The 20654-nt window shown below is 41.0% G+C and carries 19 protein-coding genes and 1 pseudogene; 14 read left to right on the forward strand and 6 right to left on the reverse strand.

Going from position 1 to position 20654, the window contains the following annotated elements:
• Window positions 1–64: 64 nt before the first annotated feature.
• Both JOD45_RS01720 and JOD45_RS01725 read right to left on the reverse strand, forming a co-directional pair.
• The gene (locus JOD45_RS01720; protein WP_239548990.1) at window positions 65–538 is read right to left on the reverse strand and encodes a CBO0543 family protein; all 474 of its coding nucleotides are present in this window, start codon (window positions 536–538) and stop codon (window positions 65–67) included.
• Entirely contained in the window at window positions 438–1610 is a 1173-nt protein-coding gene (locus JOD45_RS01725) for a DUF2515 domain-containing protein (RefSeq protein WP_239548991.1), read from the reverse strand. Before JOD45_RS01725 ends, JOD45_RS01720 begins: the two co-directional genes overlap by 101 nt.
• Before the next feature lie 105 nt (window positions 1611–1715).
• Between JOD45_RS01725 and shc the strand changes: the two genes are divergently transcribed.
• The 5 genes from shc to prpB all read left to right on the forward strand — a co-directional run bounded on the left by shc (window position 1716) and on the right by prpB (window position 8223).
• Window positions 1716–3593, forward strand: coding sequence for a squalene--hopene cyclase (gene shc, locus JOD45_RS01730; protein ID WP_205002112.1), 1878 nt, complete (start codon window positions 1716–1718; stop codon window positions 3591–3593).
• Between the two features lie 231 nt (window positions 3594–3824).
• Complete coding sequence (locus tag JOD45_RS01735; RefSeq protein ID WP_205002113.1) at window positions 3825–4517, forward strand: GntR family transcriptional regulator; 693 nt, start codon at window positions 3825–3827, stop codon at window positions 4515–4517.
• Window positions 4518–4657: 140 nt separating this feature from the next.
• Entirely contained in the window at window positions 4658–5773 is a 1116-nt protein-coding gene (gene mmgD, locus JOD45_RS01740; RefSeq protein ID WP_205002114.1) for a citrate synthase, read from the forward strand.
• 58 nt (window positions 5774–5831) lie between these two features.
• Window positions 5832–7286: a bifunctional 2-methylcitrate dehydratase/aconitate hydratase gene (locus tag JOD45_RS01745; protein WP_205002115.1), complete on the forward strand. Its 1455-nt coding sequence runs from the start codon at window positions 5832–5834 to the stop codon at window positions 7284–7286.
• A 25-nt stretch (window positions 7287–7311) separates the two neighbouring features.
• Window positions 7312–8223 (forward strand): methylisocitrate lyase, encoded by a 912-nt coding sequence (gene prpB, locus JOD45_RS01750; protein WP_205002116.1) that lies wholly within the window; start codon window positions 7312–7314, stop codon window positions 8221–8223.
• 45 nt (window positions 8224–8268) lie between these two features.
• Here prpB and JOD45_RS01755 read toward each other — a convergent pair whose 3' ends face one another.
• Together JOD45_RS01755 and JOD45_RS01760 are read right to left on the reverse strand one after the other, a co-directional pair.
• Window positions 8269–8556: a hypothetical protein gene (locus tag JOD45_RS01755; RefSeq protein ID WP_205002117.1), complete on the reverse strand. Its 288-nt coding sequence runs from the start codon at window positions 8554–8556 to the stop codon at window positions 8269–8271.
• A 91-nt stretch (window positions 8557–8647) separates the two neighbouring features.
• Window positions 8648–9907: an MFS transporter gene (locus JOD45_RS01760; protein ID WP_338056011.1), complete on the reverse strand. Its 1260-nt coding sequence runs from the start codon at window positions 9905–9907 to the stop codon at window positions 8648–8650.
• 129 nt (window positions 9908–10036) lie between these two features.
• Here JOD45_RS01760 and JOD45_RS01765 point away from each other — a divergent pair, with 129 nt between their 5' ends.
• The 8 genes from JOD45_RS01765 (at window position 10037) to JOD45_RS01800 (ending at window position 17996) form a co-directional block, all read left to right on the forward strand.
• On the forward strand, window positions 10037–10810 hold the full coding sequence (locus JOD45_RS01765; protein ID WP_205002119.1) for a phosphosulfolactate synthase: 774 nt from the start codon (window positions 10037–10039) through the stop codon (window positions 10808–10810).
• On the forward strand, window positions 10791–11336 hold the full coding sequence (locus tag JOD45_RS01770) for a histidine phosphatase family protein (RefSeq protein WP_205002120.1): 546 nt from the start codon (window positions 10791–10793) through the stop codon (window positions 11334–11336). The genes JOD45_RS01765 and JOD45_RS01770 overlap by 20 nt, the downstream gene beginning before the upstream one ends.
• A gap of 167 nt (window positions 11337–11503) precedes the next feature.
• Window positions 11504–12091: a YitT family protein gene (locus tag JOD45_RS01775; RefSeq protein ID WP_239548992.1), complete on the forward strand. Its 588-nt coding sequence runs from the start codon at window positions 11504–11506 to the stop codon at window positions 12089–12091.
• 319 nt (window positions 12092–12410) lie between these two features.
• A complete protein-coding gene (locus tag JOD45_RS01780; RefSeq protein WP_205002121.1) occupies window positions 12411–13268 on the forward strand; it encodes a CvfB family protein in 858 nt (285 codons plus the stop codon).
• 219 nt (window positions 13269–13487) lie between these two features.
• Window positions 13488–14405 carry a proline dehydrogenase family protein gene (locus tag JOD45_RS01785; RefSeq protein ID WP_205002196.1) on the forward strand — a complete coding sequence of 306 codons (918 nt, stop codon included), beginning with the start codon at window positions 13488–13490 and terminating at the stop codon, window positions 14403–14405.
• 30 nt (window positions 14406–14435) lie between these two features.
• Window positions 14436–15245: an AAC(3) family N-acetyltransferase gene (locus tag JOD45_RS01790; protein ID WP_205002122.1), complete on the forward strand. Its 810-nt coding sequence runs from the start codon at window positions 14436–14438 to the stop codon at window positions 15243–15245.
• 362 nt (window positions 15246–15607) lie between these two features.
• Window positions 15608–16327 (forward strand): YukJ family protein, encoded by a 720-nt coding sequence (locus JOD45_RS01795; protein ID WP_205002123.1) that lies wholly within the window; start codon window positions 15608–15610, stop codon window positions 16325–16327.
• Window positions 16328–16547: 220 nt separating this feature from the next.
• A complete protein-coding gene (locus tag JOD45_RS01800) occupies window positions 16548–17996 on the forward strand; it encodes a serine hydrolase domain-containing protein (RefSeq protein WP_205002124.1) in 1449 nt (482 codons plus the stop codon).
• A gap of 202 nt (window positions 17997–18198) precedes the next feature.
• Here JOD45_RS01800 and JOD45_RS01805 read toward each other — a convergent pair whose 3' ends face one another.
• Together JOD45_RS01805 and JOD45_RS01810 are read right to left on the reverse strand one after the other, a co-directional pair.
• Window positions 18199–19365: an MFS transporter gene (locus JOD45_RS01805; RefSeq protein ID WP_205002125.1), complete on the reverse strand. Its 1167-nt coding sequence runs from the start codon at window positions 19363–19365 to the stop codon at window positions 18199–18201.
• 92 nt (window positions 19366–19457) lie between these two features.
• A pseudogene (locus tag JOD45_RS01810) lies at window positions 19458–19574 on the reverse strand (SDR family NAD(P)-dependent oxidoreductase); the annotation flags it as partial.
• Between the two features lie 156 nt (window positions 19575–19730).
• On the opposite strand from JOD45_RS01810, the gene JOD45_RS01815 reads away from it, so the two are divergent.
• Entirely contained in the window at window positions 19731–20627 is an 897-nt protein-coding gene (locus tag JOD45_RS01815; RefSeq protein ID WP_205002127.1) for a LysR family transcriptional regulator, read from the forward strand.
• Window positions 20628–20654: the final 27 nt, after the last annotated feature.

The following is a 20654-nucleotide window of genomic DNA, read 5'->3' on the forward strand; positions in this document are numbered from 1 at the left end:
TAAGCAATAAAAAGGGCTGATCAAAAAGACGCTTATAAATGCCTTTTTGAATCAGTCCTATTTGTTATAAAAGCCAACGATAGAATTGATATATCAAGAACAGAAAGACTGCATAGCCGAAAATAGAATAAGTATGGTTCCAATCGGCACTATGAGCGAAAAAACCCCACTTTTCGGCGACGGCTTCAATCAGGCTCACTAATAAACTTGCCAGCAATATAAATACGATCCTTAGAAAGGGATGCAAATGTTTGGCGATCTGTATATATACCGCTGTGAAAGCCGGCAATATGAATAGTGTAAAAGCTATATTAATAGTAAACACATCCGGGAGGGGTCTTATTGGAAAAGCATACATTTTTTTGCCGACGAATATTAAATCCAAATAAGTCCCGATTAAAGAAACAAGGGAGATCGTTGCAAACAGCGCTCTTCGTTCATTTTGATTCTTCTTCTTCCCTGAGGAAAGCTTTTTTTGCCATAATCGTAAGTTCGATTTTTTCAAGCGTTTTACAGTATTCATTATAAATCTTTCCATCGGAATCAACTTCCTTGCCAGTAAGGTATTCAATCACATGCCAGTCATTAAACCAATCCCCGCTTTCTGCTTTTTTATGATTAACATTTGCCCAAGCATATTTTAAAGGCGGACTGTACAGCCGCTCTGCTCCTTTTCTTAATTGGCAGTTTTTAATGCGGCGCCTATAAAGCCCGCGGGGGAATGACTCATTAACATCATTAAATAAATGCGGCCAGTAGTCTTTTCTGGAACCCGTATGCGGATGGTCTTTTGCCCAGTGATAGGCGCCTGATAGAATGTCTTTATGCCGAAATAAAAGGGCGTACAACCTTTTCCCCAATAAAATCCGCTCGTGGACGGACGTGAAATGTCTTGATGTTTCGCCGACAAGCAAAGCTTTTTTGCTTCCTTCTTCATAATAAGGAAAAAGAATATGGTTAAAGCGAAAAAAGTCATAAAGTTTAAAACCGACAGTGCTTAAAACAGCTTTTTTAAAATAGTTATTCTGCATCACTCTTTTTTCCAAATAATGTTGTTCATTAATAATGGTTGCAATGCACAGCGGATACGGGTCGCGATTTTCCCAAAAATAATTCCACATCGTTTCCATAAAGGTTGAAACATCGAAAAAAGGGAGAAGGTAAAACATTTTTTTATTCCGTTTAAGGCACTGTTCATACAACAAAAACTGCGGGTAAACATCTTGAAATATCAGCCAGTTGCCGCGCTCCAAAAAGGAAAAAAAGACACGCTGTTCATCTTCGGACAACAGCTTCGTAAACAGCTCCCCTTTTAAATCGGTCATATTCCAGCCGCCGTTGCGCGATACCATATGTCCAAGAAATGCCCAGTGGATGTCAGGATGCTGGAGGTAGAAGTTAAAATAGGCATGCGTTCGCGTGACGTTGTTTTGATTATATTTCTCAGTCTGTTTATTAATAAAGTGAATCAGCTTTTTTTCCTCTTCAGATAATGAAATTGCCTGTTTGGACGAAACCTTTCCTTTACTTTTCCTCTTTAATTCTTTTTTAACGTCTGAAAATGAATACAGCAAAAACGGCATCATCCCTTTGCGATTGGCCTTATCCATTTCATTACTTTATGAATATTTGCGCTTAACAGCGAATATGAATACAAAGATGTATTGATATGGAATGTCAATTTTTTAAAGTTTTAAGAAAGGGTTGATGATGTGATGCATCAATTAAACACTGAAATCAACCGTATGACCCATCAGTTAGTAAGGGAACAAGAACGTGACGGATCTTGGCATTACCCTTTTGAAACAGGCATTTCTACAGATTGTTATATGATTATCTTATTGCGGACATTAGAATTAGATGATGAAGTTTTGATTAAACAGCTGGCAGAACGCATTCTTTCTAAGCAAGCGTCCAATGGATCATGGAAGCTGTTTTATGATGAGGGAGACGGCAATTTAACGGCAACGGTTGAAGCGTACTATGCGCTTCTATACTCAGGGTATTTTGATAAGCAAGATCCGCAGATGCAAAAAATCAAACACTTTATCCTTTCCAAAGGCGGGATAACGAAAGTTCATATGTTTACGAAAATCATGCTGGCTATGACGGGTCAATATCGGTGGCCGTTTTTTCCGGTTTCAGTTGAATTCATGCTTCTGCCCCATTCATTTCCTATTAACCTATTTGATTTTTCTGTATACGGGAGAGCTAACATTGTACCGATTCTTATTCTCGCAAATTACGAGTTCAGCAAAACTACCGAACAATCTCCTGATCTGACAGATTTGTTTTTAAGGAGAGAGGAGCGCAATAGAAAGGAACGGTTTTTTGCAGACGAGCGCGGCGTTTTCAATACGATTGTCGATGCAATTAATCAAGGCATTGATAAACTTATCGGACTCCCGGAGCATCTGCATGCAATGGCTTTAAAGCGGGCTGAACAATATATGCTGGAGAGAATCGAGCCGGACGGCACTTTTTACAGTTATTTCAGTTCAACTTTTCTCATGATTTTCGCTTTGTTGGCCAGGGGGTACTCCAGCAGAGATTCACTGATTATGCGTGCGATTCAAGGGTTAAAATCAATGATTTGCCGAATTGATGGACACATACACTGCCAATATACAACGGCAACGGTCTGGAATACAGCATTAATGAGCTATGCTTTGCAAGAGGCGGGCGTTCCTTACACTTCAGATGCGATTCGGAAAGCCAACCAATACTTGCTTTCCCGTCAGCACGTTAAATATGGTGACTGGGTCATTCATAATCCAAACGCAGCGCCGGGCGGGTGGGGATTTTCTAATATTAATACCATCAATCCCGATAATGACGATACAACGGCCAGTCTGAGAGCGATTCGTACTGCCGCGATCGAACAGGCCGATTACCGGGAGGCATGGGATCGCGGGATTGACTGGGTGATTTCAATGCAGAATAATGACGGCGGCTGGGCGGCATTTGAAAAAAATGTTGATAAAAAAATACTTAACTTACTGCCGGTCGAAGGAGCAAAAGATTTGCTTACCGATCCATCGACTGTCGATTTAACTGGCCGTACGCTAGAGTTTTTCGGAAATGACACTCAGTTAAATATTCATTATTCAAGAATTCAGCGCGGCGTCAACTGGCTGTTAGGCAGTCAAAACAAAGACGGTTCATGGATCGGAAGGTGGGGAGTCTATATATACGGTACGTGGGCGGCTGTTACGGGAATGCTGGCTGTCGGGATTTCACCGCTGCATCCTTCCGTTCAAAAAGGTCTGAAATGGCTTTGCGCGATTCAAAATCCGGACGGGGGCTGGGGAGAGTCTTCAAGAAGCGATATCGAAAAACGATACGTCCCATTAAAGGCAAGCACACGAACCCATACTGCTTGGGCGCTTGATGCTTTGATCAGTGCAGAAAACAAAGCAACACCGGAAATAAACCGGGGGATAAAGTTCCTAATCGAACATAAAGAGAAGGATTGGACAGCTTCTTATCCGAAAGGGAGGGGGATGGCAGGCGCATTCTATATCGATTATCACTGTTATGAATATGTCTGGCCTCTTCTGGCATTGGCCCATTATAAAAAGAAATTCCAATAAATACAGGGGATTGAGGTTCAGCATGAAATGCCTTTGACAATGACCTTCCGCATCATTTAAGAATAAGCGGGAGTTTTTTGTTTATAAACCCGTTGGCGTACCTTTTCTTCTAAATGAATGTTTCGATGAATTTAAGATTCGTGTAAACTAATAAATAATGGACTTTTGTATTTATGTATACAAAAGCCATGCTTTTTAAAAAAAGCGTATTGATGGGAAGGACGTATGATCATGTCTCATACAAAATTTAAAAGACAAGCAGTCAGCGATGCGGCCTATCATAACATCAAGCAGAAGATTATTGATTTAGATTACAAACCAGATCAGCCGCTGAGCGAAGAGATGCTGACGGGTGAAATGAATATCAGCCGCACGCCTCTAAGACAGGCCTTGCATCGGTTAGAGCTGGAGGGGTTGATTAACCGGCGGGCAAACGGAAGAATTGCTGTTGCCTCGGTAACTATTGAGGAGGCTGAGGAAGTTTTCAAGGTTCGCGAAGTGTTGGAAGGCTTAATCGCAAAAGAGGCCGCTCAACATATATCCTCAGAACAAATCGAAAAATTGGAGGAAGTGCTTGTAGTTATGGAACGGGCGGCGGAAAAAGGCAAGAACATCAGCCTCATTCGTCACGGCAGTGAATTTCATCATATTTTATATACAGCTGGGAGAAATGAGACAGCTCTCCGGTTTTTGGAGCAGCTAAACACGCGAATTGAGCGCTATCGCCGCTTAGGCGGTTATTTAAACCCGCAATATGTTCCGATGCTGCCTGTTCAAGAACATCGGGAAATTTACAATTGCATACGGGAACATCATTTGGAAGAGGCGGAAAAGGCTATGCGCGCACATATCAGGCGGAGCCTGGCATTGACCAAAAAAACATTGCGAAATTATTTCCATCCCAATGGCGCAAAGGAAGATTAATTTTAATTTTTTTAATTGACACTCATTTTTGAAGTGTATACAATTAGACTAGGCGGTATAATTGTATACAATTATACTTTTTAAGAAGAAAGCGGTTTAAATTGTCCTATTTTCTGAATTGACAAAAGGGAGGAACTTGAATGTCTATTGAACAGGATTATCGCCCGGGTCTTGAAGGTGTCATTGCAAGTGAAACAAGTCTTTCATTTCTTGATGTTGATGCAGAAGAAATTGTGATCCGCGGTTATGATTTGATTGAACTTGCCGAAGAAGTCAGTTATTTGGATGTTGTTGGATTATTGCTTGATGGAAAGCTGCCGAGCCATCTGGAGCGTCAAGCAATAGAGAAAGACCTGAAAGAAAATGCCGATATTCCTGAAGCTGTTATGACAATTTTGAAAGCCCTTCCAAAAGAAACCCATGCCATGGATGCGCTTCGCACAGGCATTTCTGCTTTAGCCGGTTTTGATTCAGAGCTTGATGATCGGTCAAAGGAAGCTAACCGCCATAAAGCCATTCGCCTTTTGGCAAAAGTGCCTGCTGTTGTTGCTAACAGTTATCATCTTAAAATGGGCCGGCCACCAGTTGAACCGAGAAAAGATTTATCTTACAGCGCCAATTTTATATATATGATTACAGGAACTGAACCGTCGGAAAGCGAAGTGCAGGCGTTTGATCAGTCATTAATGGTCTATAGTGAGCATGAAATGCCAAATTCAACATTCGCCGCAAGGGTTATTGCTTCGACACAATCTGACATCTATGGTGCATTAACCGGCTCTGTCGCTTCCTTAAAGGGAACATTGCACGGGGGAGCAAACGAAGCGGTTATGAAAATGCTTCTGGAAGCCGGCACTGTTGATCAAATAGAACCATTAATCATGAAAAAATTACAAAATAAAGAACGGATTATGGGCTTCGGACACAGGGTATACATGAAGAAAATGGATCCGCGCGCACAGTTGATGAAACAGGCATTGTTGAAATTGGCTGAAGAGAAAGGCCGCCATGATCTTTATGAAATGTGCGAGATCGGTGAAGATGTGATGCGCCGAGAGAAAGGGCTGTATCCGAACCTGGACTATTATGCTGCACCTGTGTATTACCTTTTGAATATTCCGATTGATCTTTATACACCGGTCTTTTTAGCGGCACGGACAGTTGGCATCAGCGCCCATGTTATTGAACAGCATGAAAATAACCGTTTGTTTAGACCGCGCATTCGTTATACTGGACCGCGCAATCTTCATCCATAACCGGAACTTTTAGTTAAATTTAAAATATTGACATCTTGTAAATGGAGGCAAAAAAGTGATGACTCGTTCTGTTACACAAACACACCCAACAAAATCAGAAGCCTTTGATCAAGTTTTAATAGAAACGGCGCATTATGTTATTGATCATCAAATCGAAAGCAAGGAAGCGTATGATACGGCGCATGATGTTCTATTAGATACACTCGGCTGCGGACTGCTCGCGCTTCGCTATCCGGAATGCGCGAAGCATTTGGGGCCGATTGTGCCGGGGACAGTTGTCCCTAACGGCGCTCGTGTTCCCGGTACACAATTTGAATTGGATCCGGTTCACGCCGCTTTTAATATCGGATGCATGATACGCTGGCTAGATTATAATGACACATGGCTTGCCAAAGAGTGGGGGCATCCTTCAGACAATTTAGGCGGGATTTTGGCTGCAGCCGATTATATCAGCCGGACACGCGCGGCTGAAGGAAAACAGCCGCTGAAGATGAAAGATGTATTAACGGCAATGATTAAAGCTCATGAAATCCAAGGGGTTCTCGCTTTGGAAAACAGCTTAAACCGTGTCGGTCTGGACCATGTGCAGTTTGTTAAAGTGGCTTCAACAGCCGTTGTCACAGCGATGCTGGGCGGTAATCGAGAACAAGTGCTTAACGCTTTGTCCAATGCTTGGATTGACGGCGCCAGTTTGCGGACTTACCGCCATGCTCCAAATACCGGATCCCGGAAATCCTGGGCGGCAGGAGATGCAACGAGCCGGGCAGTTCGCTTAGCTTTAATGGCGGTCAACGGCGAAATGGGTTATCCAACGGCCTTGTCGGCTAAAACATGGGGTTTTCATGATGTTCTATTTAAAGGTCAGGAGATTAAGCTGGCACGGCCTTTTGATTCTTATGTTATGGAAAATGTGCTGCTGAAAGTTGCTTATCCGGCTGAGTTCCATGCGCAAACAGCAGCTGAATGCGCCATTCAATTGCATCCGATTGTCAAGAATTGTCTTGATGAAATTGATAGAATCGACATCACAACGCATGAGGCCGCTATCAGAATTATTGACAAAAAAGGTCCGCTGACCAATCCTGCAGACCGCGACCACTGCATCCAATATGTAACGGCTGTCGGTCTTATTTACGGCGATTTGACGGCTGATCATTATGAAGCCGATACGGCGAGCGACCCGCGGATTGATGCATTGAGAGATAAAATGGTCGTTACAGAAAATCCTCAATACAGCAAGGATTACCTTGATCCTGAAAAACGCTCTATTGCCAACGCCGTTAAAGTTTACTTTAAGGATGGCACGTCAACCGATGAGGTAGAAGTCGAGTATCCGATCGGCCACCGCAGACGCCGCAGCGAAGCGATTCCTAAATTGATGGAAAAGTATAAAGAAAACTTAATGACGCGCTTTCCGTCGCAAAAGTCGGAACAGATTTTGGAACTGACAATGGATAAAAAGCGTCTTGAAGATACGCCTGTCAATGAATTTATGAAACTGTTTGTCATCTAAAGAATGATATTGGAGGAACAGATAAATGTCATGGTTAATAGACAAAGTATGGAGCCAAGCTGAATTAGCCGAACAATTTCTTAGGCGCATGAAGTCGCCGGAAATTTTAAAGATTCCCGGCACCCACGACGGCATGGCCGCTTTGATGGCCAGAAAGGTTGGGTTTGAGGCGCTTTACTTATCCGGCGGTGCCTATACAGCAAGCCGGGGTCTGCCTGATCTGGGGATGCTTCATTCCGAGGAGGTTGCCGGCAGGGCGCGTGATTTAGTAAGGGCTGCGGGTCTCCCTGTATTGGTTGATATTGATACTGGGTTCGGCGGCGTGCTAAACGTTGCCAGAACGGCTAGAGAGATGGTTGAAGCAAAGGTCGCGGCCGTTCAAATTGAAGATCAGCAGCTGCCGAAAAAATGCGGTCATTTAAACGGCAAACAGCTGGTATCAGCCGAAGAAATGATGCAAAAGATTAAAGCGATTAAAGAAGTGGCGCCTTCTCTGGTTGTCATTGCACGCACCGATGCCAAGGGCGTTGAAGGCATGGATGCGGCAATTGAACGGGCGAAATGCTATATTGAGGCAGGCGCGGATGGCATTTTCCCGGAAGCCTTGAATAGTGAAGAAGAATTTCGCCAATTCTCCAGAAATATTCATGCGCCGCTTTTAGCTAATATGACAGAGTTTGGCCGGACACCGTACTATACAGCGGAACAATTTGAGTCATGGGGTTTTCAGATGGTGATTTATCCTGTCACTTCAATGCGGGTCGCGGCAAAAGCTTATGAACGAGTTTTTACAGAAATTATGGAGAAGGGCACGCAAAAAGATTGCCTTGACGATATGCAAACAAGGAAAGAATTATATGAGGCGATTAAACATTATGATTATGAAGATTTGGACGGGAAAATCGCAAAAACAGTCTTGCCTGAAATAGGCAAGTAAGCATTAAAAGCCGGGCCGGTGACATGGTGCCCGGTTTTTCATTGCTTATTGTTTCTGATTGTCGCTGCTTTCAAGTTCGAGCTTTTCTCCGCCGATCGATAAGTAAGAATAAACTTCACAATCTGGTTTTAAATTGATTAACCCTTTGATATAGGGTTTCACAAGATCTTTAAAATCTTCGCTGACGCCTTTTTCCTCAAGGTGACCATGAATGTATAATTTCTTATCGTCAAATAAAAAAGACATATATCCGACCGGTTTACTGTCTTGGTCAATGATATTTAATATTTGCGCCTCTTGTTTGATTAATTCGGGCGAAAAGTAAATTTCCATGAAAACAACCTCCTTTGCTTAATCTGCGGCGACTGTGCTTCTCGGAAGCATAGCCGCTTCTTTATCGAGACCTAAGCCGTTTGGAAAGGATTTATCTTGTCGTTAACTTTAATTTTTGAAACAAAGATGTTGTTGTTTCTTCCGTCGTTTGGTTTTCGCTGACATGAATAAAAAGCAGCGTCAATATCCCTGACAGCAAAGTTAATGCCGCGGTGCAAAGAAACATGCCTGACCTTGACCAGCCCATTAACCAGCCATAGATCGGCGGTCCTGCGGCAACGCCGATAAATCTCACAGAGCCGTATAATGATGTCACAAAACCGCGGAGCTCTTTATTAACGGATCCTGTAATAAAGCTGTTTATACATGGCAAAACCAAGCCGGTGCCAATACTGCTGACCGCAAGAATTGAAATAAAAGGAATCAATTTGCTGAAAAAGACTAATATCGCAAATGAAAGCGTCATTAATAATAATCCTGCCACAATCAATATCTTCATCAATTTTAGTTTTTTCATGATCTTTGCACCGGTAATATAGGAAGTTGTTGTCATAAAAAGCAGCGGAACGGCAAGAATGAATCCTTTAAGCAAACCATTGATGTGGTATCTTTTTTCCAATATATCAGATAAATAGAATAAAATGCCGAATAACGTTAATAAACAAGCAGTCCCTGTAAAATAGGTGACGATTAGCCATAATCCCTCATGTTTAAAAACAGAAAATAATCCTTTTGTGTATGCGCCCGGTGAAAGGGGCTTCGTACTTTTGGCCTTTTCTTTAACAAAAAATAAAGTAAGGAGGATAGAAATAAGACAAAACACAGGAAATGCAAAAAAGATGGCATACCAAATAATCAATGCCAAGAGTGAACCTAGAATCGGTGAGACGACTTTTCCAAAACCGTTGGATGCCTCAATGATGCCGAGGACTTTGCTTTGTTCGCCGCCTTTGAATAAGTCTCCTGCCAATGCCATGGCAATATAGGCAGTGCCAGCGCCGCCAATCCCCTGAATAACACGCCCGATTAACAGCCATATGTAAGCATAATCGCCAAACCATGCCGCGGCAGATCCAGCCAGAATGCCGCCGGCGCCAAACAGGATTAAAGAAGGGATAATCACGGCTTTGCGGCAAAAACGGTCTGATAAATAGCCCATAATTGGAATAGAAATAGCCGCTGCAGCTGAAAATGCCGTAATAACCAGGCTTACTTTGAACTGTGATAGATTTAAGACGGCTTTCATTTTCGGCAAAATGGGAATCAGCATAGAATTCCCCAACACCAAGATCATCGGGATTGATCCAAGAGCTGTAATGGTCAGACCTGTTGGTTTTTGCTTTGACAAGATATACCACCTCCCTTAATAATGATGCTCTTTTAGCATTTCTAATTTTTAGCGTTCTATTCATATGCAAATGGGCACTTTTTTAGTTTCGATGCATAACATACAGCATACTTTAGGGGAGGTGCTGAGTCGTTGGGCGAGTTAAGATTGCCTTATAGAACAAAAAAGAACCGAACATACGGCATTACTTCAATTGTTGATTTCGGGATTCCTTTGGGAGAACTCAAGAACATTTTATCCGATTATCATGAGTATATTGACATGGCAAAAATCGGCATTGGATCAGCTTATGTCACACCTCATATCAGTGAAAAAATTAACATATATCAAGCGTTTAATGTTATTCCTTATTGCGGAGGAACGCTTTTTGAGAAATTTTACTCGCAAAATAAATTGGATAAGTACTTGTTATATTTAAAGGATCTCAATGTAGATTGGATAGAAATCTCGACCGGGATTTTAGATATTCCGCTTGAAGAACGTTTGGCGCTTGTTCAGCGGTTAAAGAAGGATTTTAAAGTGATTGGCGAGGTCGGTTCTAAAGATACTCAAAAAAAGATGGCCGCTCCTGATTGGAATCATGAATTAACCGCCTTATTGGATGCAGGCTGCCAATATGTGATTACGGAGGGGAGAGATTCAGGAACAGCCGGTATATATCGAAGCAATGGCCAAATTAAAGAAAACTTAATTTTTGATGTGATTCAAAATGTTGATTGCAAAAGAGTTATTTTTGAAGCGCCGCATGCGAAGAGTCAGATGTTTTTTATTAATCAAATAGGTGCAAACGCCAACCTTGGCAATGTCAAAATCCATGATGTATTATTATTGGAAGCCCAGCGGCTCGGTCTTCGTTCAGAAACCTTTTTTATGGAGGAAAAAGCCGATGCGGCTTATGTTAATTAGGCATCTGCCGACTGAATGGAACGAGAAGGGCCTTTTACAAGGAAAAAGAAACACAGCCATTGATGAAAAGTCATTGATAAATCAGAAGGCCGGCATTTGTCATAACAAAAAAATCCTTGAGAAGTTTAAGCCGTTTGATTGTGTACTGGCAAGCGAATTATTAAGAACTCAACAAACAGCTAAAGTTTATGGATTTGACTTTCATGCAGAGCCTTTATTAAATGAACTGGATTTCGGGGAATTTGAAGGAACGGAAAAAGAAACGTTCGTTCAAAACCATATAGACTGGCTCTCTCATCCTAAGAAGCTGATATTAGGGGAAAGTTTGGCTGATTTCGAGCATAGAATTTTCCAATTTATTCAATGTTATAGGAAATATGAGCAAGTGTTAGCTTTTGGGCATGGTTCGTGGATCAGAGGGCTGATTTCTATTGTCAATTATGGTGATATTAATCAAATGAATAGAATAAATGTTGATAATAATGAACTGATCCTTCTTGAAGTGCCTTCCTTTATTGTTCATTAAGAGAGAACAGTGACAACTGGCTTTCAGAAGACGATGGCAAGGGGAACATTCGCAAACATATTCTATTAGCTTAACTCCCGTCATAAATTTGAATGACTAAAACGGGACGCGGACAAATATAATTTAATAACCTTATTCCATTTCTAGCGGCGGGAGTTAAGCGGACGATGTTTAATAGAGAAATGAAAAGGTTTATGATGCTGACAATTGGGGGATTTGTTCAAGGGTTAGGAATGGCCCTTTTTCTTTTCCCGCATCATATTCCATCCGGCGGTGCAGCAGGGATAGCTGTTCTGATGAACCATTTATTGCCTTTATCTTTAGGGTTTTCATTATGGCTGAATAATTTTTCAATGCTGTTTCTTGCGTTTAAATGGTTTGGTTATGCTTGGACAATAAGGACGATGTATGCAGTTACAGTAACTTCTGTAACCGTTCATTGGGCGGGCTTGTTCATTGACATGCCTCATTTGCATATCGCATTGGACATACTATTGGGCGGCATACTCTTTGGCATCGGTGTCGGCATTTTAATAAAGTATGATGCATCAAGCGGCGGTATGGTTGTGCCGGCATTATTAATTTCTTCATCACGGCATTTGCGGCCGGGGCAGACGATGTTTTGGATTAACCTATCCATTTTCTTACTAACCGCTCTTGTTATTGATCTTAAAATTGTTATCTTTGCGATCATTTGCCAATGGTTTTCAACAAAAGTGATTGATTTGACTAATCGGCGGTCTTTATCTGTTTAAGGTTCAAATAATCATAGGATTTTCTATGAGGATGAATTGATCTTAATTTCGATGACCGCCTCATATGCTTTTGGCGAAAATTATGCTATCTTGTTAATGAGAAAAAAACATATAATTAAAGCAGACATGACTTGTTTATTTAAGCGAGATTGGCTTGGAAGAAACGCCTTCAGTCGATTTTGATTAAATAGTGTCTAAAAAACAGCTGTAAAGCTGGTTTTTTTGTGCAAAGATACAATGCTGATTTAGGGGAAAATGTTATGATTCCTTTCCGTTAAGGCAACGATATTAATGAAAATATGGGAAAAGAGGATTATCAATGTCAAGATTACAAGCAGGAACCATTCACACCTTGAAAGTTGCACGCCAGGCGCCTTTTGGCTACTTTTTATCAAATGGCCAAGAAGATGTGCTGTTACATAACAATGAGTTAAAAGAAGGATTTGATGCAAGCGAACCTCAGACAGTTTTTTTATACCAGGATCATCAGGGAAGGCTGTCAGCGACGATGACGATTCCGACCGTTCAAATCGGAAGTTATGACTGGGTTGAAGTCGCCGGGGCAAAGCGCCAATTAGGGGTCTTTGTTTCAATCGGCATCAATAAAGATATCCTGATTTCAAAGGATGACCTGCCTTTAATAGAAACATTATGGCCAGCCAAAGGAGATAAATTGTATTGCACATTAAAAAATGATAAAAAAGGCCGCTTATTTGCAGTGCCGGCGACGGAAAATGTGATGCGTGAAATCGCTCATCCCGCAGCAGAAGATGATTTTAACAAGAATATTCACGGATATGTTTACCGGTTAATCAAGGAAGGTTCTTTTATGATGACTGAGGAAGGATTTCTCGGTTTTATTCATAAATCCCAAAGGCAGGAAGAACCGCGCCTCGGCCAAAAAGTCGAAGGAAGAATTATTGAAGTTAAGGAAGATGGGTCTGTAAATGTTTCATTATTAGGCAGAAGCCATGAATCCATAGACGACGATGCGGAAAGGATATATCGTTTCTTGGAAGGGCGCGGCGGAGCAATGCCTTATTCTGATAAAAGTCTTCCCGAAGACATAAAAGAAAGATTTGGCATAAGCAAGGCGGCTTTTAAACGCGCTTTAGGCAGATTAATGAGAGAAGGTAAAGTATACCAAAAAGAAGGCTGGACCTATTTAAAGAAATAAGGGTTCCATCATGTTAATATCAAGTCCTGGAAACTTGTCGATAGGAGAGGAAATCATTTCTCTTCTATCGGCAATCAATAATTGCATTTTTCGACAATGAGAAAGTTGCGCCAAAAGGAAATTTGCAGAATTTGTTTGTAAATCTCTCCAAAATGAAGCAATGTTGTGATATATTTAACTAGTAGAATTTATGAAAGCGTTTTAGGAGGGTGCAGCATGATTGAACAAATGATGCGGAATTTCTTTTTGTTCTTAGGGGAAAACAAAAAAATGACGAAGCTTGCCAAAAAGTACGGTCTTAGTTTAGGGGCAAGCCGCTTTGTAGCTGGAGCAACGCTTGAGGATTCTCTTGACGCTCTCCGTAAATTAAATAAAAAAGGATTTTCGATAACGCTCGATCACCTTGGCGAGTTTGTTGATAACGAAAAAGAAGCCAATGAAATGACGGATCATTGCATTGAGGCCATTGAATTTATAGATAAACACAATCTCGATTCGCAATTGTCGCTGAAAATCACATCAATGGGGCTGGATATCAGCCGTGAGCTTTGCATGAAAAACATGCGCCGAATTATGGATAAGGCGAAACAGCACGGCGTTTTCGTTACAATTGATATGGAAGACCATTCCCGATGCGGCGTCACATTGGAAGTATTTAAAGAATTGAAACAGGAATACGATAACATCGGGACAGTGATTCAAGCTTATCTGTATCGGACCATCGATGATCTTAATGAACTAGATGAATACCAACCGCGGCTTCGGATTGTTAAGGGCGCGTACAAAGAACCGGAAGAAGTGGCATTTCCAAATAAAAAAGACGTCGATCAAAATTTCAAAAATTTGATTCAAATCCATTTATTAAGAGGCCGCTTCACCTCAATTGCTACCCATGATGATGAGATCATCCGTTTTACCAAAGAATTGGTTAAGAGGCACAATATTCCGAAAGATCAGTTTGAATTCCAAATGTTATATGGCATTCGTCCTGAACGCCAAGAAGAAATCATTAAAGAAGGTTATAATATGCGGATTTATGTACCATACGGCGATGATTGGTACGGCTATAACATGCGCCGCTTAGCCGAACGTCCGGCAAACGTTGCTTTTGTGCTTAAAGGCATTATGAAAAAGTAATTTTAAGTCTAAAAAAAGGAGATTATAGTAATGGCTGAAAAGAGTATTATTGAAAATACTCCTGAGCCGCGCACGAGAATGAATCTTGCTGAAGATTTATGTAAACTTGGCTTGGCATCCGGAATGACCGTGATTGTCCACTCCTCGATGAGTTCAATTGGATGGGTCTGCGGCGGGCCTGTTGCTGTTGTGCAAGCGCTGATGGATGTTATTACGCCGCAAGGAACGATCGTCATGCCGGCGCAGACCACCCATTATTCTGATCCTGCTTGCTGGGAAAATCCGCCCGTACCAACTGCTTGGCATGAAAAAATAAGAAAGGAAATGCCAGCATTTGAATCGGAAATCACGCCGACATTAGGAATGGGAGTGATTGCAGAAACTTTCCGGACTTTTCCGTCTGTTTATAGAAGCAATCACCCGGCTTATTCATTTGCAGCGTGGGGGAAAGATGCTGAAGCAATCACCCATAGCCATTCGCTTGATAATGGGTTAGGAGAAAGGTCGCCTCTTGCCCGTATTTACGAAAAAGACGGTTGGATTCTTATGCTTGGAACCGGCTATAATACGAATACCTCTTTCCATCTTGCCGAGTATCGGTCAGGCGTCAGAAAAGCCATTCAAGCCGGAGCCCCGATAATAGAAAATGGCAAACGGGTTTGGAGCACCTACCATGATATTGCATTAGATGAAGAATGTTTTCAAGAAATTGGAGATGAAATGGAAAAAGTGATTCCTGTAAAACGGGGAAAAGCCGGTTCAGCACGCTCCTATTTATTCCGTCAGCGCGAGGCTGTTGATTTTGCAAAGGCATGGCTTATCCGTTCATGTTCAAAATAGATGAATGATTTTTCAAAGCGGTTCAAGCGTCTTGTCAGGCGCTTTTTTTTGTTTAGAAAATATTCGAGCGATATCGTCAAAGGCTGCAAACGTGCTTTTTATAAATCAATCATTTCAGAAATGACATATGATATATTTGGATAAGTGATCCTTTTCCATTTGCCGAAGAATGCTAGAAAGCAGCATAACAATGATTTTGTCCTCTGGTGCGGCCAATGGCTTAGAACAATTTGACTAAAGGGTTTTAAGTTATTGTTCTCGAAATATTAAATAAACCATGGATGCCTCATTCAATGTTTTAGTTGATTGTAATAGGCTCAAATGGTTCCGGAGGCATTCATCTTATAAGGAGGGTAAAATTTATGCCTTTAAAAAAATATGGTGTGCTTAAAGGAAAAGCGATTGACTCAAAGCAAGGCAGTGACAGCAGTCCCCATTACCAAGTATTAATAGAGGATGACCAGGGTACAAAATATCGGATTGCCATAAATATTAAATCGCAATCATCCCCTTCAGAAGTTTTATATTTTGTCAGCGAAGATTTTAATTCAGGCGACATTACAAAACTGCCTCATCTAGAGACTGGCTTTACAGAAATTAATCATAATCATCCGGATATCGCATTGGATTATATACGCGGAAAATTATTCGATCCAAAGAAAATGATCCCTCTTCCTGCCAATATTCCTGGTCCTAATAACGATTTAAATGACAAAATTAATCATTATTTTCAAGAAGCTATAAATAAAAAAGCGGTTGTTTACGCGTTTGGCGACAGATGGGGTCCTGAAATGGGGCAGCCGGATCAATATTTTAACTTTATGCCCGGCAACGGCATTCACGACATACACATGAATCAAGGCAATGTGGGGAAATGGCAGCAGGATAACGGGACATGGCAAGACGGCGGTGTCTTAATTTACTTTGAAGAGACTGGCAAGTGGGTTGGCATGTTTTTGGCTTTTCAGTCTCAATCGTGGTGTACAGATGACCAAGGGAATGCGACGCGTCCCGTTGAAGAATGCAATTATAAAAATTTTGACCAAAAAAGGCGTCAAACAAACGAGAAAAGCAAAAAATAGAATCTTAAGCAGGCAGTAGGCTAAGCTTACTGCCTTTATATTTCAGCAATAAATGCTGCCGCGTCTTAAGATGACTCCCCTTAACAGGATAATAGCTTTGTAAGGTCGAAGTAATGTGTATGCCTGATAGAAAAAATCTAAATGCCATGTCATGTATCGTGAAGAACGGTTAAACAGGCTTATTTTTTCAATTCAGCATTGATCAGCAGAGGGGACGTATATGCAGAAGATATTATGTTTTTTCTTGGCGCTATCCATCTTCATCATTGGTGTTTCTGGAAAAAGTCTGGCAGACGGACAAACAAATCAGCAGAAAAAAATTGACCAGCTGATTACTAACGATATGAAAAAAGGCAAAATACCCGGCTTAGCAGTCGTGATTATTAAAAATGGCCAAACGATATATAAAAAGGGCTATGGCTATGCGGATATGAAATCTAAAAAAAGAGTCTCGGGAAGCACTAAGTTTCAGTTAGCTTCTTTGACGAAAGCATTTACCGGGCTTGAAATCATGAGGCTCGCCAACCTTGGATTTATAAATCTGAATGACAGCGTATCTGAATATATCTCTTGGTTTCACGTTAATTATAACGGCAAGCCGGTACAGATAACGGTTAAGGAACTGTTGGAACAGTCCAGCGGCATACCATCTGATGACATTCTGAGAATACCTGTTTCGACAGCCGATGATGCTCTTGAAAAGGGTGTAAAACATGTTGCTGGCATTAATTTAAGCAGTCAGCCAGGCGAAAAATTTATTTACTCGAACATCAATTTTAATATTTTAGGCCTTATCATTGAGACAGTAACTGGAAAAAAATACGAGGATGTGATGCGGCAGGCCGTTTTTCATCCTTTAGGGTTAAACCATACATCTGTAAGGACGACACCGAATCCCGATCATATGACTAAAGGATATAAAGTCAGCTTCTTGGCGCCGCGGGAATACTTTAAGCCTGCGGATAAGAGCATAGGGCCGGCGGCGAATATCATTTTAGACAGCCGTGATATGGAACGGTGGATGGCTATTAATTTAGGATTAGTTAAGATACCGGGATTGCAGCTGATAAGTTTATCTGATGATAATAAATTTCATTATTTTGCAGGCTGGATGTTCGATCCGGATGAATCAATCATTTATCACAGCGGGAATTTGCCAAACAATTCAGCCTATATTTTATTGGAACCGAAGAACAAAAACGGGATAGCCGTTTTAGCCAATTCAAACTCTCCTTATACGAGGGCCATTGCTAAAGGAATCGATAACATATTACACGGCAAGGAAGGCTTTGGAGAATATAAAGACGAATTTGTTTATGCAGATCGAGTTAGCACTATTGCAGTGATTTTCTGCTGTCCTATGATTTTATTATTGCTATGGCGGCTGGTGACAATAGTAAGACAGATGCACCAAAAACAAAGGGTATATATTAGAAATGGTCTTTCTTATTGTACAATCATTGCTGCCATTATTTTGATCGCTGCGATTTGCCTTACTGCCTATAGGCTGCCAAGTTTGGTTTTTGGAAACCCTTATTGGTCTTATGTTAATGATTGGTATTCCAGTGCGGTTAAGTACGCGGCCACATTGTTTGTGTGTTTCAGCATTTTATTAATTACCAACTTGACATTAGCCATTAACACGAAACAAACCAATCAGTCATTCTAATATGCTCCCCTTCCGGCAGACAGATTAAAATAAAATCTGACTGCTTGAAGGGGAGTAAACTGTATCTGTTTAACAAATGATTGAAGCTTTAATCGGGATCTTATATTGTCGCGGCGTGTGAAGATTTGATTGGCATCTGGCATGCTGATTATGATTTCTTATTTCATTGCTTAGAAGACGGCAATGGCATTAAAAATCTTATCTAGAAAGTTGTTTTTGCAGGGCTATGGATATAGGTTCTTAACAGAATAAATACCAACCCTGCTATTAACGATAGAAATCCAACTAATACGACATATTGTGTGCCTAATTCTGATATAAATAATCCGCCTGCAGCTGAACCAATTGTTGTTCCTAAGTTAGCGGACGTTAAAAATAACCCATTGGCGAAATCAGGAGCTTCAGGAGCCGCAGACATCATCCAATATTGATTAATATTAGCCCCTGTTCCAGCGGATATTCCCCAAATTAAGGTAATGACTGCCATAGGTGCGGTAAACTGTCCAAATAGGAATAATATGATGTAAACAGCTCCCAATACAAAAGGATACGCCACTACAGATTTGACGGCACTTTTAGTCAGGAGCTTCCCTGCGGCTATGTTTCCAATAATATTGGCTCCGCCATATATGACTAACATTAAACTAATGGTATTCGGGGATATTTTCGTAACAGTTTTCAGATATTCAGCAAGGTAACTATAAACGCCAAATATCGCTGAATTGATGCAAATGACAGCCGCAACGGAAAGCCAAGTATGTAATTTCTTTAATACTGATAATTGTGCACCGTAAGAAAGTCTTTCCTTAACGGGCATAGATGGTATAAATAATAATGTAGCAATGAATGCTAGAGCATTGACAACTGCAAAGAATGCCATCGCCGTTTGCAAAGAAGCTGCACTAGCAATAAAACTTGCGATTGGTACACCGATGACCATACCCGCAGATACGCCAATCATGACTTTAGAAACAGCTTTTGGAGCTTCTTCCTCACTCACTGTGGCGGCCGCTGCGGTAAAAGCCAATGAACAATAAATGGGATGAAAAAAGGCTGGAATGACACGGGCAAGTAATGCAATAGTAAAGTTAGTTGTAAATATGGAAACAATATTTCCTAAAACGAAAACACCGAGTACGAGCAACATGACCTTCTTTCGATTTATGCCCGAAAACAATAACGGCATTGTTGGACCTGATACTGCAACAATAAGGGCAAAAAGACTCACCATCAAACCTGCCTTTGATACACTGACATCAAAGTGGCCAGCAATAGAAGGAAGTATCCCAATAATACCCATTTCAGTATTTATGATACCGAAAACGCCTATGGCTAATATAAATATAATCAAATGATTTCGTTTTGCCAAAATAACAACTCCTATCTTAGTTGTGTCAAATTAGGCTGTCTCGTTTTTTTGCAGGTGCAGGGATCGAACGCGAACATAAAATTCCTGTCTTATCGACGAGCCGCAATCACTCGTTTTGCTCCTTCTTGTGCAAGCTTCATGGCAGGCGTTTCGCCAATTCCGCTTGATGCACCCGTAATGACAACAACTTTATCTTGAATAGAAGACATATTAGCATACATCCTTTCTTACTGTTGTTTTCATCCTTTGTTATTTATTCTAGATGCGCCTTTTGCGTATGCCAAATACTTATATCTTATATCAAGATATGCTTGATGGGCATTTTAGAAAATGTATATACTAAAACATTAAAGGAGGCGTGTGATATGGAACTTAGAGTTTTGCGATATTTTCTTGCTGTTGCAAGAGAAGGAAGTATGACGGGTGCTGCTGATTTTTTGCATATTACACAGCCAACCTTGTCAAGACAATTAAAAGACCTTGAACAAGAGTTGGGGAAGAAACTATTTATTCGCAGCAGTCATAGTATCGTTCTTACCGTTGAAGGCATGCACCTTCGAAAGAGGGCAGAAGAAATTATTGATATGGCCGATAAATTAGAGGCAGAATTTAATTGCATGGAAGAAACAATCAGTGGAGATGTTTATATAGGCGGCGGGGAGACAGACGCCATGAGACAGATTGCCCGGGTAGTTAAAGAGCTGCAATTAAGCTATCCAAATATACGGTATCACCTTTACAGCGGAAACGAAGACGATGTGACTGAACGGCTTGACAAGGGATTGCTTGATTTTGGTATTTTAATTCAACCCGCCAATTTATCAAAATACAATTATATCAATATCCCAACCAAAGATGTTTGGGGCGTTGTTATGAGGAAAGACAGCCCTCTTGCTCTCAAAGATGCCATTCGGGCAGAGGATTTATTAAATGTTCCGTTGATCTGTTCACGCCAGGCTATAAAACAGACCTTTTCAAAAAATGAATTTGCCGATTGGTTTGGTGAAGACTTTGATAAATTAAACATAGTGACGACATACAATCTTGCATATAATGCCGCCATTATGGTTGAAGAGGGGATTGGTTATGCAGTCGTTCTGGATAAAATAGTGAATACGTCTAGTGACAGCAGCCTTTGTTTTAGACCGCTAAAGCCGAGGCTCGAATCTGGCTTAAATGTTGTTTGGAAAAAGCATCAGGCTTTTTCCGCAGCTGCTGATCTATTTTTAAAAGAAATTCAGGCCGAATTTTCAAAGTCTTGATCAGATGTATAGGAAAATCTCGCAAAC

The sequence above is a fragment of the Scopulibacillus daqui genome (assembly GCF_016908855.1).
Classification (GTDB): domain Bacteria; phylum Bacillota; class Bacilli; order Bacillales; family Sporolactobacillaceae; genus Scopulibacillus_A; species Scopulibacillus_A daqui.

What these genes read in the sequence shown, in the direction of transcription:
- prpB (WP_205002116.1), top strand. Translation starts at nt 7,312, where the DNA reads ATGTCATGGTTAATAGACAAAGTATGGAGCCAAGCTGAATTAGCCGAA.
- JOD45_RS01770 (WP_205002120.1), top strand. Translation starts at nt 10,791, where the DNA reads ATGCGGCTTATGTTAATTAGGCATCTGCCGACTGAATGGAACGAGAAG.
- JOD45_RS01745 (WP_205002115.1), top strand. Translation starts at nt 5,832, where the DNA reads ATGACTCGTTCTGTTACACAAACACACCCAACAAAATCAGAAGCCTTT.
- JOD45_RS01720 (WP_239548990.1), bottom strand. Translation starts at nt 538, where the DNA reads ATGGAAAGATTTATAATGAATACTGTAAAACGCTTGAAAAAATCGAAC.
- JOD45_RS01815 (WP_205002127.1), top strand. Translation starts at nt 19,731, where the DNA reads ATGGAACTTAGAGTTTTGCGATATTTTCTTGCTGTTGCAAGAGAAGGA.
- JOD45_RS01800 (WP_205002124.1), top strand. Translation starts at nt 16,548, where the DNA reads ATGCAGAAGATATTATGTTTTTTCTTGGCGCTATCCATCTTCATCATT.
- JOD45_RS01795 (WP_205002123.1), top strand. Translation starts at nt 15,608, where the DNA reads ATGCCTTTAAAAAAATATGGTGTGCTTAAAGGAAAAGCGATTGACTCA.
- JOD45_RS01735 (WP_205002113.1), top strand. Translation starts at nt 3,825, where the DNA reads ATGTCTCATACAAAATTTAAAAGACAAGCAGTCAGCGATGCGGCCTAT.
- JOD45_RS01775 (WP_239548992.1), top strand. Translation starts at nt 11,504, where the DNA reads ATGTTTAATAGAGAAATGAAAAGGTTTATGATGCTGACAATTGGGGGA.
- JOD45_RS01790 (WP_205002122.1), top strand. Translation starts at nt 14,436, where the DNA reads ATGGCTGAAAAGAGTATTATTGAAAATACTCCTGAGCCGCGCACGAGA.
- JOD45_RS01780 (WP_205002121.1), top strand. Translation starts at nt 12,411, where the DNA reads ATGTCAAGATTACAAGCAGGAACCATTCACACCTTGAAAGTTGCACGC.
- shc (WP_205002112.1), top strand. Translation starts at nt 1,716, where the DNA reads ATGCATCAATTAAACACTGAAATCAACCGTATGACCCATCAGTTAGTA.
- JOD45_RS01725 (WP_239548991.1), bottom strand. Translation starts at nt 1,610, where the DNA reads ATGGATAAGGCCAATCGCAAAGGGATGATGCCGTTTTTGCTGTATTCA.
- mmgD (WP_205002114.1), top strand. Translation starts at nt 4,658, where the DNA reads ATGTCTATTGAACAGGATTATCGCCCGGGTCTTGAAGGTGTCATTGCA.
- JOD45_RS01755 (WP_205002117.1), bottom strand. Translation starts at nt 8,556, where the DNA reads ATGGAAATTTACTTTTCGCCCGAATTAATCAAACAAGAGGCGCAAATA.